Source organism: Roseovarius sp. MBR-51 (genome assembly GCF_053628575.1).
The window spans coordinates 60,918-76,411 of sequence record NZ_JBRJGQ010000003.1; the positions used below are offsets into that span (position 1 = coordinate 60,918).

12 protein-coding genes and 1 pseudogene are annotated in these 15,494 nt (G+C 62.2%); 9 read left to right on the forward strand and 4 right to left on the reverse strand.

Annotation, left to right across the window (positions count from 1 at the left end; all coding sequences use genetic code 11):
- The first annotated feature begins 85 nt into the window (after positions 1 to 85).
- From ppk2 to ACSSVY_RS04845, 6 genes and pseudogenes are all read left to right on the forward strand, one after another.
- Positions 86 to 1,071: pseudogene (gene ppk2 / locus ACSSVY_RS04820) on the forward strand (polyphosphate kinase 2).
- A gap of 99 nt (positions 1,072 to 1,170) precedes the next feature.
- On the forward strand, positions 1,171 to 1,929 hold the full coding sequence (locus tag ACSSVY_RS04825) for a TylF/MycF/NovP-related O-methyltransferase (protein ID WP_454268295.1): 759 nt from the start codon (positions 1,171 to 1,173) through the stop codon (positions 1,927 to 1,929).
- A gap of 78 nt (positions 1,930 to 2,007) precedes the next feature.
- Positions 2,008 to 2,652, forward strand: a complete 645-nt coding sequence (locus ACSSVY_RS04830; RefSeq protein ID WP_454268296.1) for a DUF1007 family protein — start codon at positions 2,008 to 2,010, stop codon at positions 2,650 to 2,652.
- Entirely contained in the window at positions 2,634 to 3,548 is a 915-nt protein-coding gene (locus tag ACSSVY_RS04835; protein ID WP_454268297.1) for a nickel/cobalt transporter, read from the forward strand. The genes ACSSVY_RS04830 and ACSSVY_RS04835 overlap by 19 nt, the downstream gene beginning before the upstream one ends.
- A gap of 42 nt (positions 3,549 to 3,590) precedes the next feature.
- The gene (locus ACSSVY_RS04840; RefSeq protein ID WP_454268298.1) at positions 3,591 to 4,964 is read left to right on the forward strand and encodes an MATE family efflux transporter; all 1,374 of its coding nucleotides are present in this window, start codon (positions 3,591 to 3,593) and stop codon (positions 4,962 to 4,964) included.
- Positions 4,965 to 5,027: 63 nt separating this feature from the next.
- Positions 5,028 to 6,194, forward strand: a complete 1,167-nt coding sequence (locus ACSSVY_RS04845) for an alpha-hydroxy acid oxidase (RefSeq protein WP_454268299.1) — start codon at positions 5,028 to 5,030, stop codon at positions 6,192 to 6,194.
- A gap of 6 nt (positions 6,195 to 6,200) precedes the next feature.
- Here ACSSVY_RS04845 and ACSSVY_RS04850 read toward each other — a convergent pair whose 3' ends face one another.
- Positions 6,201 to 7,229 (reverse strand): hypothetical protein, encoded by a 1,029-nt coding sequence (locus ACSSVY_RS04850; protein ID WP_454268300.1) that lies wholly within the window; start codon positions 7,227 to 7,229, stop codon positions 6,201 to 6,203.
- A 164-nt stretch (positions 7,230 to 7,393) separates the two neighbouring features.
- Here ACSSVY_RS04850 and ACSSVY_RS04855 point away from each other — a divergent pair, with 164 nt between their 5' ends.
- Positions 7,394 to 8,020: a 50S ribosomal protein L25/general stress protein Ctc gene (locus ACSSVY_RS04855; protein ID WP_297775676.1), complete on the forward strand. Its 627-nt coding sequence runs from the start codon at positions 7,394 to 7,396 to the stop codon at positions 8,018 to 8,020.
- 62 nt (positions 8,021 to 8,082) lie between these two features.
- On the opposite strand, the gene ACSSVY_RS04860 is transcribed toward ACSSVY_RS04855, so the two are convergent.
- Positions 8,083 to 8,763 (reverse strand): FkbM family methyltransferase, encoded by a 681-nt coding sequence (locus tag ACSSVY_RS04860; protein WP_454268301.1) that lies wholly within the window; start codon positions 8,761 to 8,763, stop codon positions 8,083 to 8,085.
- Between the two features lie 74 nt (positions 8,764 to 8,837).
- On the opposite strand from ACSSVY_RS04860, the gene pth reads away from it, so the two are divergent.
- Together pth and ACSSVY_RS04870 are read left to right on the forward strand one after the other, a co-directional pair.
- The gene (gene pth, locus ACSSVY_RS04865) at positions 8,838 to 9,524 is read left to right on the forward strand and encodes an aminoacyl-tRNA hydrolase (protein WP_454268302.1); all 687 of its coding nucleotides are present in this window, start codon (positions 8,838 to 8,840) and stop codon (positions 9,522 to 9,524) included.
- Between the two features lie 83 nt (positions 9,525 to 9,607).
- A complete protein-coding gene (locus tag ACSSVY_RS04870; protein WP_454268303.1) occupies positions 9,608 to 10,771 on the forward strand; it encodes a serine hydrolase domain-containing protein in 1,164 nt (387 codons plus the stop codon).
- 273 nt (positions 10,772 to 11,044) lie between these two features.
- On the opposite strand, the gene ileS is transcribed toward ACSSVY_RS04870, so the two are convergent.
- Both ileS and ACSSVY_RS04880 read right to left on the reverse strand, forming a co-directional pair.
- A complete protein-coding gene (gene ileS / locus ACSSVY_RS04875) occupies positions 11,045 to 14,026 on the reverse strand; it encodes an isoleucine--tRNA ligase (RefSeq protein WP_454268304.1) in 2,982 nt (993 codons plus the stop codon).
- 322 nt (positions 14,027 to 14,348) lie between these two features.
- Entirely contained in the window at positions 14,349 to 15,134 is a 786-nt protein-coding gene (locus ACSSVY_RS04880; protein WP_454268305.1) for a methyltransferase domain-containing protein, read from the reverse strand.
- Between the last annotated feature and the right edge of the window lie 360 nt (positions 15,135 to 15,494).

Sequence of the window (15,494 nt, forward strand, 5' to 3'; positions counted from 1 at the left end):
ACGAAATTTGACCTCGCTCAAAGTCTGTCACAAAAAGTTCAAATATCATTCCCGGAGTGATCAATAGACCAGTCCGGAGTGTCGTATGAGCGAATCCCCTCTCTCCCCCCTGCCCACGCCCGAAACTCCGGCCATCCCCGCCGCGCAGCCTGATGCCGGGGCCGCAGCCATCGCTCCGGCGCCGGATCAGGCCCAGCCCGCCGCAGCACCCTCCGAGACCGATCCCAACTCCCTGCGCCACGCCTTCGAAATCGGCGATTACCCCTATGAAACGCCCATGGGCCGCCGCAGCTATGAGACGCAAAAGGCGCATCTTCAGGCCGAAATGCTCAAGGTGCAGCTTTGGGCGCAAGAAACCGGGCAAAATTCGTGCTCATCTTCGAAGGGCGCGATGCAGCGGGCAAGGGCGGCACGATCAAACGCTTTACCGAGCATCTCAACCCCCGCAGCGCGCGGGTCGTGGCCCTCAACAAGCCCACCGATCAGGAACGCGGCCAGTGGTATTTTCAACGCTATGTCCAACACCTGCCCACCTCGGGCGAAATGGTGCTCTATGACCGCTCGTGGTATAACCGCGCCGGGGTCGAGCGGGTGATGGGCTTTTGCCAGCCGCATGAATACCTCGAATTCATGCGCGAGACGCCCGAATTGGAGCGTATGCTGGTGCGTTCAGGCATCCGGCTCTACAAATACTGGTTTTCCGTGACCCAAGGCGAACAGCGCGCCCGCTTTGCCAGCCGTGAAACCGACCCGCTCAAGCAATGGAAACTCAGCCCCATCGACAAGGCCAGCCTTGATAAATGGGAGGATTACACCGAGGCGAAAGAGGCGATGTTCTTTTACACCGACACCGCCGATGCGCCGTGGACCGTGATAAAGTCGAATGACAAGAAACGCGCCCGCCTGAATTGCATGCGGCACTTCCTGAATTCGCTCGACTACCCCGGCAAGGATCGCCACATCGCCGATGCCCCCGATCCGCTGATCGTCTCGACTGCGCAGCATGTGCTGCACAAGAGCGATCACATCTTGGGCAAATCCCTGCATCCCGAGGATCGCAAGGCACGCTAAGGCCTGCGCACGCGCTCTTGACGCGGCGCCCCGGTCTGGGCCAAGAACCCGCAGGCGTGGCCATCAGGTCCGCCTGCGGCGTCAGACAAGGGGCAAACCGTGATCATCAAAGCACTCGACTCTCTCGGCGGGCTTCTTCTGGGGCGCGAAAAATACCGGCGCAGCTACTACAAGCTGGCCAAGCGTCTGGCCGCGCGGCAGCGCTACGAGGTCTACAAACCGCATCTGATCTGGCTGACCGATCCCGAATTCATCGCCGCCCGCGATATGGCTGAGGCGCGCGGCATCGAGGGCAGCCCCTATGACCGCTGCTTCACGCTGCTGACCTCCGCCCGCATGGTGCGCGGGATCGAGGGCAATTTCGCCGAATGCGGCGTGCGCTATGGCAAATCCTCGCTCTTTTTGCTGACCGGCGCGGGCATGCAGAGCACCAAGCGCCTGCATATCTTCGACTCGTTCCAAGGCCTGTCAGAGCCCAGCGACGCCGATGTGCAATCGGGCGGCAAATCGGAATGGTCCAAGGGCGATCTGGCTGTCCCCCAAGACATCGTGCGCCAGAACCTCAGCGCCTTTGGCGACCGCGTGGACCTGCACAAGGGCTGGATTCCCGACCGTTTCAACGATGTCGCGGATCAGGAATTCTCGCTCGTCCATGTCGATGTGGACCTCTATGAGCCGACCCTGGCCTCGGTCGAATTCTTCTATCCGCGGGTCAAATCGGGCGGTGTCATCCTCTGCGACGATTACGGCTCTGGCGACTGCCCCGGCGCAAAAAAGGCGATTGACGAGTTTTTCGCCGACAAGCCCGAAAACGTCATGTCCCTGACCAGCGGGCAATCCTTGGTGATAAAGGCCTGAGCGCGCTTTCGCGCGGAGCCGCTTGGCCGCAGCAAACGCGCCTTGCAGCAGGCGCGCGCTGCGCCTAAATCTGGCGGCATGACAGCGCTCCGCCCCTTGGCCCTCGCCGCAGCCCTCTGCCTGCCTACAGCCCCCGTGGGCGCGCATCCGCATGTCTTTGTCGATGTCGCCCTGCACTTTACCGCCGATGCTGCGGGGCGCTTGACCGAGGTCGAAGTGACATGGAGCTATGACGATTTCTTTTCTCTTCTGATCCTCACCGACATGGGCCTTGACCCCGATGGCGACGGCACCCTGACCGAGGCGGAATTGGCAAAGCTCAAGGGCTTTGATTTGGTCGAATGGCCAGAGGGGTTCGAGGGGGATCTCTATATGTATCAGGGCGAGACCAAGATTGCCTTGGATCACCCCGTCCCAACCGACATTGCCCTCACGAATGGCCGCATCATTGCCACCCATACCCGCACCTTTGGCCCTGTCAAAGCCGATGGTCTGCGCATCGAGGCCTATGATCCCACCTATTACGTGGCCCATAGCCTTGCGGGGCCGATCACCCTACCAAAGGGTTGCGTCTATACGATCACCAAGCCGGACCTTGACGAGAGCCAGGAACAGTTCCGCGAGATGCTCGGCGACATGACCGCCGAAGAGCAATATACCGGCGTCGAAATCGGCAATCTTTTCTCCGAGAGCCTTTCGGTCACATGCGCCGCCCCGTCCTGAGCCTCGCCGCGCTGGCCCTTGCCGCCCTTGTGATCTGGCTCTGGGGCTTTGGCGGGGCCGCGCAAGTCTCTGACTGGGCGCGCACCGGACAGGCCGAAACGCAACAGGCGATGGCGCGCCTCTTGCGCAGCTTGAGCGCGGGCGAACCGGGGGCGCTGGCCGGGTTGCTGGGCCTCTGCTTTGCCTATGGGTTCTTTCACGCGGCAGGGCCGGGCCATGGCAAGATCCTGATCGGTGGCTACGGCATGGCCGCGCGCGTCAGCGCATTCCGGCTGTCGCTCTTGGCGCTGGCCTCCAGTCTTGCGCAGGCCGCGGCGGCGGTGCTGCTGGTCTATGCCGGCGTCTTCCTCTTCGATCTCACCCGCCAACACATGACCGATCTGGCCGAACACATCATGGCCCCCGCCAGCTTCGCGGCCATCGCCCTCGTGGGTCTCTGGCTGGCCTTTCGCGGCCTGCGTCGCTGGCGCAAAACCCGCGCCACCCACGACCATCATCATCACGATCATCATCACGACCATGACGCCCCCTGCGCCTCTTGCGGGCATAAACACGGGCCGACCTTGGCCGAGGCCGAGGCTGTCACCGGCTGGCGAGACGCCGCTGCCCTGATTGGGGCTGTGGCGATCCGCCCCTGCACCGGTGCGCTGTTCCTCCTGATCCTCACATGGCGCATGGGGCTTGATCTGGCGGGCATCATGGGCGCCTTTGCCATGGGCCTTGGCACCGCCAGCGTCACCCTCGCCGTGGCCATCGCCTCTGTCACCTTGCGCGAAGGGGCACTGGCGCGGCTGGCCACCACCGGCGGCACCGCCCGCGCCCTGCCCCTCTTCGAGATTGCAGCAGGCGTGCTCATTGCGGCACTCTCGACGCATCTGATGCTGGGCACGCTCTGACGAGGGTTGCGCAAACTTCGGCGCACGTCTAACGCCAGATCCATGCAACCTCGCCTCACATATCGCCAGCATGCCCGCGCGGTGCTGGGTCTTGGCCTGCCGCTCATCGGCAGCCATGTGGCGCAGTTCGCCATCACCTTCACCGATGCGCTCATGCTGGGCTGGTATTCGGTCGAGGCGCTGGCCGCCGAAGTGCTGGGCGGCACCATGTTCTTTGTCCTCTTCATCATGGGTTCGGGCTTTGCCTGGGCGGTGATGCCGATGGTGGCCTCGGCCCAAGCCTCGGGCGCGATTACCCAAGTGCGCCGCGTCACGCGCATGGGCCTCTGGGCCTCGATCCTGTTTGGGCTGGCAACCCTGCCCCTGATGCTGGGCTCCGGCGCGCTCTTCGACCGCATGGGCCAAGAGCCCGCCACCGCTGCGCTCGCCGCCGATTACCTCGAAATCGCCGGGCTCGGCATCCTGCCCGCGCTCATGGTGATGGTGCTCAAATCCTATCTTGCGGCGCTGGAGCGCACGGCCGTGGTGCTCTGGATCACGCTGGGTGCTGTGGCGCTCAATGCCTGCGTCAACTATCTGCTCATTTTCGGGCATTTCGGCTTTCCCGAACTTGGCGTGCAAGGGGCGGCCATCGCCTCGCTCGGGGTCAATACAGCCTCTTTTGTGGTGCTTGGCGTCTATGTCCACCGCTCCGCCCCCGACCACGCGCTCTTTCAACGCTTCTGGCGTCCCGACCCCGAGGCGCTGGGCCGCGTCTTTCGGTTGGGCTGGCCCATCGGCCTCACCAATCTGGCGGAGGTCGGCCTCTTCGCCTCTGCCTCGATCATGATGGGCTGGCTGGGCACGCTGCCTTTGGCCGCCCATGGCATCGCCCTCCAGATCACCTCGGTGATCTTCATGATCCACCTCGGGCTGTCCAACGTCGCCACCGTACGCGCCGGTCAGGCGCATGGGCGCGGCGATGGCGCGGGGCTGCGCGACGGTGCGCGCGTGGTCCTCGGCCTCTCCGCCGCTGTGGCGCTGGCGACAATGGCGCTGCTCCTGCTCCTGCCTGACCCGCTGGTGGGCCTCTTTCTCGCGCCCGACGATCCCGACCGGGCGCAGGTGATCGCCATCGGGCGGCAACTCCTTGCTGCCGCCGCGCTCTTTCAACTGGTCGATGCCGCCCAAGTGCAGGCGCTGGGCCTCTTGCGCGGGGTGCAGGATACCCGCGTGCCGATGGTCATTGCGGCACTCAGCTATTGGGTGGTGGGCGTGCCGGTCAGCTACCTTCTGGGATTCACGCTTGGATTTGGCGGACCGGGTATCTGGCTCGGCCTCGCAGCCGGGCTGGCGCTGGCGGGGGTGTTCATGCTCGTGCGGTTCTGGGGCTGGTCGGTGCGCCAGATTCCCGCACAAACCCCTCAGATGCGGTAACAGGGGTGATTGCGCGACAGCCCTTCCGTTGGTAAACGAACTTGACCAATTCCGGAGGACGCCATGCCCGTGATCACAAATATCGCCGATCTCAAACAGATCTACCGCCGCCGCGTCCCCAAGATGTTCTACGACTACGCCGAATCCGGCAGTTGGACAGAACAGACCTTCCGCGAGAACACCACCGACTTTGACAAGATCTACCTGCGCCAGCGTGTCGCCATCGACATGACGGGGCGCAGCACCGCGACCAAGATGATCGGGCAGGATGTGGCTATGCCCGTGGGCCTCGCCCCCGTCGGTCTCACCGGGATGCAACACGCGGATGGCGAGATCAAAGCCGCCCGCGCCGCCGAGAAATTCGGCGTGCCCTTCACCCTCTCCACCATGTCGATCTGCTCGATCGAGGATGTGGCCGAGAACACCACCAAACCGTTCTGGATGCAGGTCTATACCCTCAAAGATGACGATTTCATGCAGCGCCTCTTTGACCGGGCGCGCGATGCCAAATGTTCGGCGGCGATGATCACCGTTGATCTGCAAATGCTGGGACAACGCCACAAGGACCTGAAAAACGGCCTCTCCGCCCCGCCCAAACTGACGCCCAAGAGCGTCGCCAACATGATGACCAAGGTGCAATGGGGCCTTGGCATGCTGGGCACCAAGCGGCGGTTCTTCGGCAATATCGTGGGCCATGCCAAGGGCGTCACCGATCCCTCCTCGCTCAGCACATGGACCTCCGAGGCCTTTGATCAGGCGCTCGATTGGGACCGCATCCGCCGGTTCCGCGAGATGTGGGATGGCCCGCTGATCATCAAGGGCATCATGGACCCGCGCGACGCGCGTGAGGCGCTCAATGTCGGGGCCGATGCCATCATCGTGTCAAACCACGGTGGACGGCAACTCGACGGCGCACTCTCGGCCATCCGCGCCCTGCCCGCCATCGTGGATGCGGTGGGCGACAAGATCGAGGTGCATCTCGACAGCGGCATCCGCTCGGGCCAAGACGTGCTCAAGGCTTTGGCGATGGGGGCCAAGGGCACCTATATCGGGCGCGCCTTTGTCTACGGTCTGGGTGCCATGGGCGAAGCAGGCGTCACCCGCGCGCTAGAGGTGATCCACAAGGAACTCGACAGCAGCATGGGCCTCTGCGGCCGCCGCGACGTCAAGACGCTCGACCGCGACATCCTGATGGTGCCCGAGGATTTCACCGGCCGCTGGATGGACTGAGGCGCCTTACCGCCCCAAGAACCGCCGCAACAACCCGCGCCGCGCCTGCACCACTGGTGTGGGTGCTGGCCCCCTTGCGGCCTTCCACGCGGCCAGAATGGCGCGCGCCTCGTCCTCCAGCGGTATCTCGGACGCCGGATCGTGAGCCACCTCAACATCGAACGCCAGATGGTGCCCCGCCCGCCGCTCCAGATCGCGATTGCTCCCCTTCCACCGCTCAACGAGCTGCTGACGGTCCGTGAAAGGCATCAAAAACCGCCGCTTTGGCACCTCGACCACACCCGGCGCTTCGGCAAAGAACTGATCCAGCGCCACATCCATCTGCGCCAAAGAACACCCAGCCGCCTGCATCTCGCGCTTGAGCAGGCGCGCAGGCTCGATCAGACCCGTGGGCGGGCTGACATTCGCCATCGGTACCGCCGCGTCATCGCCGTAGCACAGGCTGGAAGCACCGATCTGCTCCAGCACGAAATTGACCGGATACCGCCGATCACTGCCCGGCAGGATCACGGTGCTGAACACCCTATCCCGGCCGACATATTTCCCCCAGTAGAGCGTGAAGAGCGCATAGTTCAGCACATCTTGCTGCGTGCGCTTTTCCAGCAACTCCGCGATGCTGCCGCTCCATTTCTGACCGCCTTTGACATGCTGTTTGAAATCGGATTCGAGCCAGTGATCCTGCCGGCGCAAGACCGCAAGCACAGTGACCTCAAATCCCCGCGCACGCAGCGCCTCCACCAGCTTGATGGCCACCGCAGATTTATAGAGACCCGACAGGCTTTCGGCGCTCAGCACCACATCCCCGTCACCGCGCGTGAAGAAATCCAGCGCCTCCGCGACAACCTGTGATCTTTCCCGATAGGCCGCAATGGCCAGATCTGCCGCATTGCCCTGCCCCTGCGCCGACTGGACCTTGGGCATGTCATAGGCGATGCCAAGATGCCGCAGACGGTCTTGCTGTTGCACCAAAGCGGCCTGTATAGTGGAGGTCGCGCATTTGGGCATGCCAACATGCAGGAAAACGCGGCGTGGCATTTCGGTCGGGCTCCTCTTGCGTCACGGGACCGACGGATAGGCCACGCGCCTCAGCCGGGCAACAAGATTCCGCTTTTCAAACCGGCAAAACCCGGCTATTGGCGCAGCTTCATGCGGGGTCTACAGCCTTGGAGGAGCCCCGCCCTAACCAATGGAGAAATCAAATGGCTGGAGAAATTCCTGATCTTCAGGCCCAGGAACGTGCGGGGACAGGCAAGGGCGCCGCTCGCGCAGCTCGTCGTGAGGGCATGGTTCCGGGTATCGTATTCGGTGGCGACAAAGAGCCGCTGCCGATCAACATTCCGTTCAACGCGCTGCTCAAGCGCCTGAAGAAGGGCCGTTTCAAATCGACCCTGTTCAATCTTCAGGTCGAGGGCCACGACGATGTGCGCGTGATCTGCCGTGACGTTCAGCGCGATGTGGTCAAGGATCTTCCGACTCATGTCGACCTTATGCGCCTGCGTCGCACCACCCGGATCAACCTGTTCATTCACGTTGACTTCATCAACCACGAGAATTGCCCGGCCCTGCGCAAAGGCGGCGTTCTGACCGTCGTGCGCAACGAGGTCGAGCTGACCGTGACTGCGGGCGACATCCCCGATCACCTGACCGTGGACCTGTCCAAGATCTCCAAGATCGGCGACGTGGTAACGATTTCGATGATTGATCTGCCAGAAGGCAGTGAGCCGGTGATCAAGGACCGCGATTTTGTGATCTGCAACATCTCGGCCCCCTCGGCGCTGCGCTCGCAGGGCGAGGAAGAAGAAGAGGACGAGGGCGACGAGGAATAATCCTCACCTCCCACGCCCACCCCAAAGAGCGCGGCCTCCAATCGGGGGTCGCGTTTTTTCTATCACCGTTCGCGTACCCGGCGAAAGCACAGGATGCGCCCGCGCGACGGGCCAGGATCATAGGTCAGGCCCGAGACCGACATGCAATCAACGATCCGTTTAATGACGGTGTCAGGATAGCGCGTCGGATGCAGTTCCATCATCACGCTGCGCACATGCTCAGGCCAGGGGTGATCGAAAAGATGCTGCTCCGCCCCCTCGATATCCATGATCACCACATGCGGACGCGCCCGCGCCATCAGATCGTTCAGCCCCAGATATGGCACCTCGACCATGCGGTCGAGCGCGGTGGTCTCATCCGCGATCCGCGCCGCCCAGAAACTCTGAGCCGCGTCAAAGGCCAAGGGCGCGGTCTCGCCCGCCATGCCACCCACCGCACCATGCAGGAGAGTCACCGCCCCAAATCCGTTGCGCTCCAGATTGGCCCGGATCACCGGCAACATGCCGGGATTGGCCTCGACGCTCGTCACATTCTGCGGCCCGGTGATACGGGCGCAAATCGAAGCGATGTATCCGATCCCCGCCCCCAGTTCCAGCACCCGTTGCCCCGGTCGCAGCCGCATGGCGGCCGCCCGCGCCTCATCGGCCTCATAGCCACCCGAGGCCAGCTTGGCCGCGATCCGGTCATTCAGGATGCTGTCGGGCACCGACAGATTTAGCCCCTCCACCTCGTATTCGGCCATCCGGCGCCCTGCCCCCGTTGATTCCGCGGCCCCAAGGCCCTAGACCATCCTCAACCAAGATAGGGGCATCGGCAATGCAGCTCTTTGTGGGTCTCGGCAATCCGGGCGCAAAATATGAGAATAATCGACACAATATCGGCTTCATGGCAGTCGATCGGATTGCGGCGGATCATGGCTTTGGCCCATGGCGGTCCAAGTTTCAGGGCATGGTCTCTGAGGGGGAGTTGGGCGACGACAAGGTCATCTTGCTCAAACCCATGACCTTTATGAACCTCAGCGGGCAATCTGTGGGCGAGGCGCTGCGCTTCTACAAACTGACCCCCGCCGATGTCACCGTCTTTCACGACGAATTGGACCTCGCCCCCGGCAAGCTGCGCTGCAAGACGGGTGGCGGCCATGCGGGCCACAACGGCTTGCGCTCGATCCATCAGCACATCGGCGAGGCTTATGGCCGCGTGCGCCTTGGCATCGGCCATCCCGGACACAAGGATCGCGTGGCGCAATATGTCTTGCAGGATTTCGCGAAATCCGAGGCCGACTGGCTTGATGATCTGCTGCGCGGCATCGCCAAAGGTGCGCCGTGGCTGGCCTTGGGCAAGCCCGACCGCTTTCAGAACGCCGTGGCACAGGCGATGACGCCCCCCGCGCCCAAACCCGCCCGCCCCGAGAGCATGCAGACCGAAAGGCCGCCCAAACCCGCAGAAGAGACGCCGGACGAGACGCGCTCAGCCCTTCAAAAACTGGTCGACCGGTTCCGCTGACGCACCATGGCCCCAACGTCAGACTTGATCTGACAGGGGTCCAGTGCTGTGGTGCAGGCCAAAGGTAAGAGTGGGGGTATGGGATGCGGCGCGGATTGAAATGGCTAGTGCGTATCGTGGTGGTCCTGGCCCTTGCGACAGCAGCGGTTGGCCTCTGGAAACGCGACCAGATCGCGCGCCTCTGGGCGGTCAACGGCCTGTTTGACGCGGAGCGCATCGTTTATAATTTCTCGAACATGGACCGTGCCTTTCTGCATGTGCCGGTGTCGCGTGGGACCGGCCCCATCTCGCCCCTGCCCTCAGGCCCGGCCATGACCCTGCCCGAGGCCGCAACCGACTGGATCACCGCCCGCACCGTGACCTCGCTCATGGTGCTGCACCGGGGCGCTGTGGTGCATGAGAGCTATCACCAGGGCACAGGCCCCGAGGACCGCCGCATCAGCTGGTCCGTCGCCAAGAGCTTTCTCTCAGCCCTCTTCGGCGTGGTCATGGACGAAGGGCATATTGCCTCGCTCGATGATCCGGTGACACGCTACGCCCCCGGCCTCGCGGGCAGCGCCTATGACGGTGCCACGATCCGCAACGTGCTCTTGATGATGAGCGGCGTGGCCTTCAATGAGGATTATCTCGACTACGACTCAGACATCAACCGCATGGGTCGGGTTCTGGCGCTTGGCGGCACGATGGATGGCTTTGCCGCAGGCCTCACGGTGCAGGACGCCGCCCCCGGCAAACGCTGGAAATATGTCTCGATCGACACGCATATCCTCGCCATGGTGCTGCGCGGTGCCACCGGCCGCAGCCTGCCAGACCTCCTGTCGGAAAAGATCATTCAACCGCTCGGGTTCGAGGCGGAACCCTATTACCTCAGCGATGGAGAGCGCGTGGCCTTTGCGCTTGGCGGTCTCAACGTGACCACGCGGGATTATGCCCGCTTTGGCCTGATGGCGGCAAATCTGGGCCGTTACAACGGGCAACAGGTGGTGCCAGAGGATTGGATGCGCGCCGCAACCACGCCCACCGCCCCCACAGGACCGGGTGATCTGCAATATGGCTTTCAATGGTGGATGCCGGCCGATGCGCAACCGGGCGAATTCTTTGGCCACGGCATTTACGGCCAATATATCTATATCGACCGCGCCCGCGATGTGGTGATTGTCGCCACCTCCGCCGACCGCGCCTTTCGCGAACCGGGCGTCAAGCATGGCAACATCGCCGTGCTACGCCAGATCGCCGGGGCGCTCTAAGCGCCAAACCCCGCCCCGGGCTCGACCGGGGCCTCTTCGCTTGAGACGCGAGGTCCCGTGTCAAGACCTGAACGTGCAAAATAGGAACCGCCGCCCCGGCCCCCGCGCCGGGGCCTCTTATCGGGAAGGCAAGAGGTCCCGGGCCAAGCCCGGGACGCGAAGCATAAAGACCGCCGCCCCACCCTTCCCCCGCCCCGGCCCCCGCGCCGGGGCCTCTTACCCGCAAGGCAAGAGGTCCCGGGTCAAGCCCGGGACGGGGAGTATACGAAGCGCTTATCCCAGGGCCGCGTCACAGCGCCCACAGGTGCCCGGATGCTTGTGCTGGCCCACATCCGGCAGGATCTTCCAGCAGCGTTGGCATTTCTCGCCCTCCGCCCGCTCAAAGACCACGCCAACGGTGTCAACCTCGGGCAAACGGAACGCCTCATCAGGGCGCGGATCGCCGGTCAACACCAGATCCGAGGTGATGCAGATATCCGCAAAATCGACCGATTTCAGCGCCTTCAGCATCTCGGCATCGCGGATATGCACCACCGGCGCCGCTTCCAGACTTGCACCAATCACCTTGTCGGTGCGCTGCACCTCTAGCGCCGCCGTGACCACGCGCCGCGCCTGCCGCACCATCGCCCATTTCGCCGCCAAGGGTTCATTGAGCCAATCAGCGGGCGTGTCGGGAATGTCCGTGAGGTGAATCGAGCTGTCCTCGCCGGGAAAGCGCGACAACCACACTTCCTCCATGGTGAAGACCAGCACCGGGGCCAGCCATGTTGTCAGCCGGTGAAACAGCAGATCGAGCACCGTGCGCGCCGCCCGCCGCCGCGCGGTATCGCCATCACAATAGAGCGCGTCCTTGCGAATATCGAAATAGAAGGCACTCAGATCGAGCGTGCAGAAGTTGAAAATCTGCTGGAAAACCCCTTGGAAATCATAGGTTTCATAGCCTTTCTTCACCTTGTGATCCAGCTCTGCCAGACGGTGCAGCACCCAGCGTTCCAACTCGGGCATCTCTGCCGGGTCCACCCGATCCGCCTCGGTGAACGGGGCCAGCGCCCCCAGCATGAACCGCAACGTATTGCGCAAGCGGCGATAGCCATCGGCCACACCCTTGAGGATTTCCGGCCCGATCCGCAGGTCAGCGGTATAATCCGCCTGCGCCACCCAGAGCCGCAGAATATCCGCGCCATATTGCTTGACCACTTCCTCGGGGGCCACGGTGTTGCCCAAGGATTTGGACATCTTGTTGCCCTTTTCATCAAGGGTAAAGCCATGCGTGAGCACCCCCCGATAGGGCGCGCGCCCGCGCGTGCCGCAGGCTTGCAGCATCGAGGAATGGAACCAGCCGCGATGCTGATCGGTGCCCTCAAGGTAAAGATCGGCCAAGCCATCCTCAGACCCATCCGCACGGTCGCGCAGCACAAAGGCATGGGTCGAGCCGCTATCAAACCACACATCGAGAATGTCATCGACCTTGCGCCACTCGTCCGGGTTCACGATGCCCGACAGGAACCGCTCTTTCGCGCCCTCCTTGTACCACGCATCCGCGCCCTCTTCCTCAAAGGCTGCAAGGATACGCGCGTTGACTTCGGCATTTCGCAAAAGGTAATCCGAATCCGTGGGTTGCGCGCCGTTCTTCACAAAACACGTCAGCGGCACGCCCCAGGCGCGTTGACGGCTCAGCACCCAATCGGGCCGCGCCTCGATCATCGAATAGAGCCGGTTGCGCCCGGTCTTGGGCGTCCATGTCACCAACTCGTCAATCGAGCGCAGCGCGCGCTCGCGAATGGTGGTGCCATAGTCGTCCTGTCCGTCACCCACCGCGCGGTCAATCGCCGCAAACCACTGCGGCGTGTTGCGATAGATCACCGGTGCCTTGGAGCGCCAGCTATGCGGATAGGAATGCTTGATCTTGCCCCGCGCGAGCAAACCGCCCACCTCGGCCAATTTATCAATCACCGCCTTGTTGGCATTGCCCTCCTTGCCCTTGCGATCAAGGATGAACGTGCCGCCGAAAAACGGCAGATCAGGCCGGAAAGAGCCATCTTCCAGCACGTTATAGGTGATCACCTGCTCGAGCATCCCCAGATCACGGTAAAGCTCGAATTCCTCCATCCCGTGCGACGGCGCGCAATGGACAAACCCAGTGCCTTCCTCGTCACTCACGAAATCAGCGGCCCGGAAATCGCGCAGATCATCCCATTCGCCATTCCCGCCTTCGGCGCCTTTCAGCGGATGCTCAAGACTGAGGCCCGCCAATTCCTCCGTCGGCACATCACGAACCCGGCGATACATCGACGCCTCCAGCCGCGCGCGCGTCATCACATCCTCGGCACGGGTATCGGCAAGGATGAATTTCTCCCCCACAGAAGCCCAACACTCACCCGGCGTCGCGGTCACCTCATAGAGCCCATAGGAAATGCCCTCGCCATAAACCACAGCCTTGTTGCTGGGCATGGTCCAGGGGGTTGTGGTCCAGATGACGACAGAAGTATTCTCAAGCCCGTCCCGGGCTTGCCCCGGGACCTCTGTCCCGGTTTCACGAGACCCCGGTTCAAGACCGGGGTTGCCGTGGCCCTTGGTCACGGCAAACTTCACCCAAACCGTAAAGCTTTCCTTGTCGTGATACTCCACCTCCGCCTCAGCCAGCGCGGTTTTCTCTACCGGTGACCACATCACCGGCTTTGACCCCTGATAGAGCACGCCGGTCATCAGGAACTTCTGGAATTCCTCCGCGATGATCCGCTCGGCGCGGAAATCCATCGTCAGATACGGGCGATCCCAACAGCCGGTGATCCCCAGCCGCTTGAATTCCTCGCGCTGGATATCAATCCAGCCCTCGGCGAACTTGCGGCATTCCTGACGGAAATCGACCACATCCACCTTGTCCTTATCCAGCCCCTTGGCGCGATACTGCTCTTCGATCTTCCACTCGATCGGCAGACCGTGGCAATCCCAGCCGGGGATATAGCGCGCATCGCGGCCCATCATCTGTTGGGACCGCACCACCATATCCTTGAGAATCTTGTTGAGCGCATGCCCGATATGCAGATGCCCGTTGGCATAAGGGGGGCCATCATGCAGCGTAAAGGGAACACGCCCCGCCGCGTTCTCCCGCAGCTTCTCATACACCCCGATCCGCGCCCAACGGGCCAGCCACTCAGGCTCGCGCGCAGGCAATCCCGCGCGCATCGGGAAATCGGTCTCGGGCAGGTTCAACGTATCTTTATAATCCGGCGTCTGTGTCGTGTCGGCGCACATGGTTTGCGTCCTTGTCACTGGTCTGGAAATTGGGGGGTGCAGCGGCGCGATTGCTCGTACGCCTTGTCCCGGCAGCTCGATTGTCTCAGAGCGCCGGGCATGTAATTCGAATAATGATCGCTCTGCGTCTCATCATGGCCCGCCTTATAGGCGCGCACCTGCCAAGCGTCCAGAGGGCGGTGGCCCGCTTTCTTGAAAAGAAAGCGCCCCAAAACCTTTTCAAGTTTTCGCTCCCCCCTCACGACAAGGCAAGAGTGCCTCGAACCGCAGCCTGTGGGGCCACAGGTGAGGCCAACCACCGCTCGCATTTCGCTGGCTCCTGTCAGACCTTGACCAGAACCGCAAAGAACTCCAGCGTGTTGCGTCTGGTTGGAAACAGCGACAGAACCTCAAACGGCAGATGCAACTCGGCCTTGATCCGGGTCAGAATGTCGATGAATTCCTGATCCGAGAACTTCCAACAGTGCACATCATGGTAGTCCGTCTTGGCCACAAGCTGTTTGAGGATGGCCAAAGCTGCACTCGCGGTACGCACAGAGGGTGCGTTGTTCACGGTCTGCCTGCCGTCCCAGATTTCTGCGGTGTTGACCGTGCGACTGTTCAGAATGTGGTCGCAGATCTGCGTAAAATTAGGCTGCGTGCGTTTCTCGAAATAGGCGGCGATCACCTCGTGAAAGCCGGTTGGCTGTTTGGCCATGTCAAAGCAGTAACGCCGGTCTGGAAAGGCCAGCGCGATGCGCCCACCTTGCCGTAACAGGCGCAGGTTGGTTTCAAGCCAGCCGATGAAATCCGGCACATGCTCCAGAACATGCGACGCGATCACAAAATCGAGGCTGTCATCCGGCACGAAGTCAGAAATAAGCGCTCCACCCGTCACAATGTCGATCTCGGGGATCAGGGACACATCGACATTCGGATTTTTCATGTAATCCGTGACAAGTTCGTCCCGCGATTTGAAATCCACATAGCGGATATTCTTGCACATCGACCGCGACATGATGGTGCGGTGCAAAGGGCCGTATTCGATGCCAGACGACTCTGGATCAATTCCGGCGGTGATCCGCATACGGCGCAGGGCTTGGGGGTCAAGGGGAGCTGGCTTATTCAACTGTGTCCCCATTCATTCGGTGTCTTTCATCTGAATTTCCTTCATTTTACGCAAGGCTTAATGAACCCCGGTTGTCTCTCCTTCCAGAGTATCTGCCTCTTGCCGTCCTGCCACTCCGAATAGGCGGGCATCTGATCCCCATTTCCGACGGCACCCACCCTGCTGTTTCTCAAACGCTCATCCCCCGACGAAACGATCGCGTGAACGTGTCATCTGTTCAAGCGTCTTTCACTCTAAAGGGTTGCGCGTCGTTGGGCAAACGGCTGTAGTCGGGCAAGTTGAGGCGCAACGCCGCGACACCTGTGTTTAGCGCTCATGCTTGTCCCTGCACCGGATAACCCGGTTTCGCCGCCCGCCTTC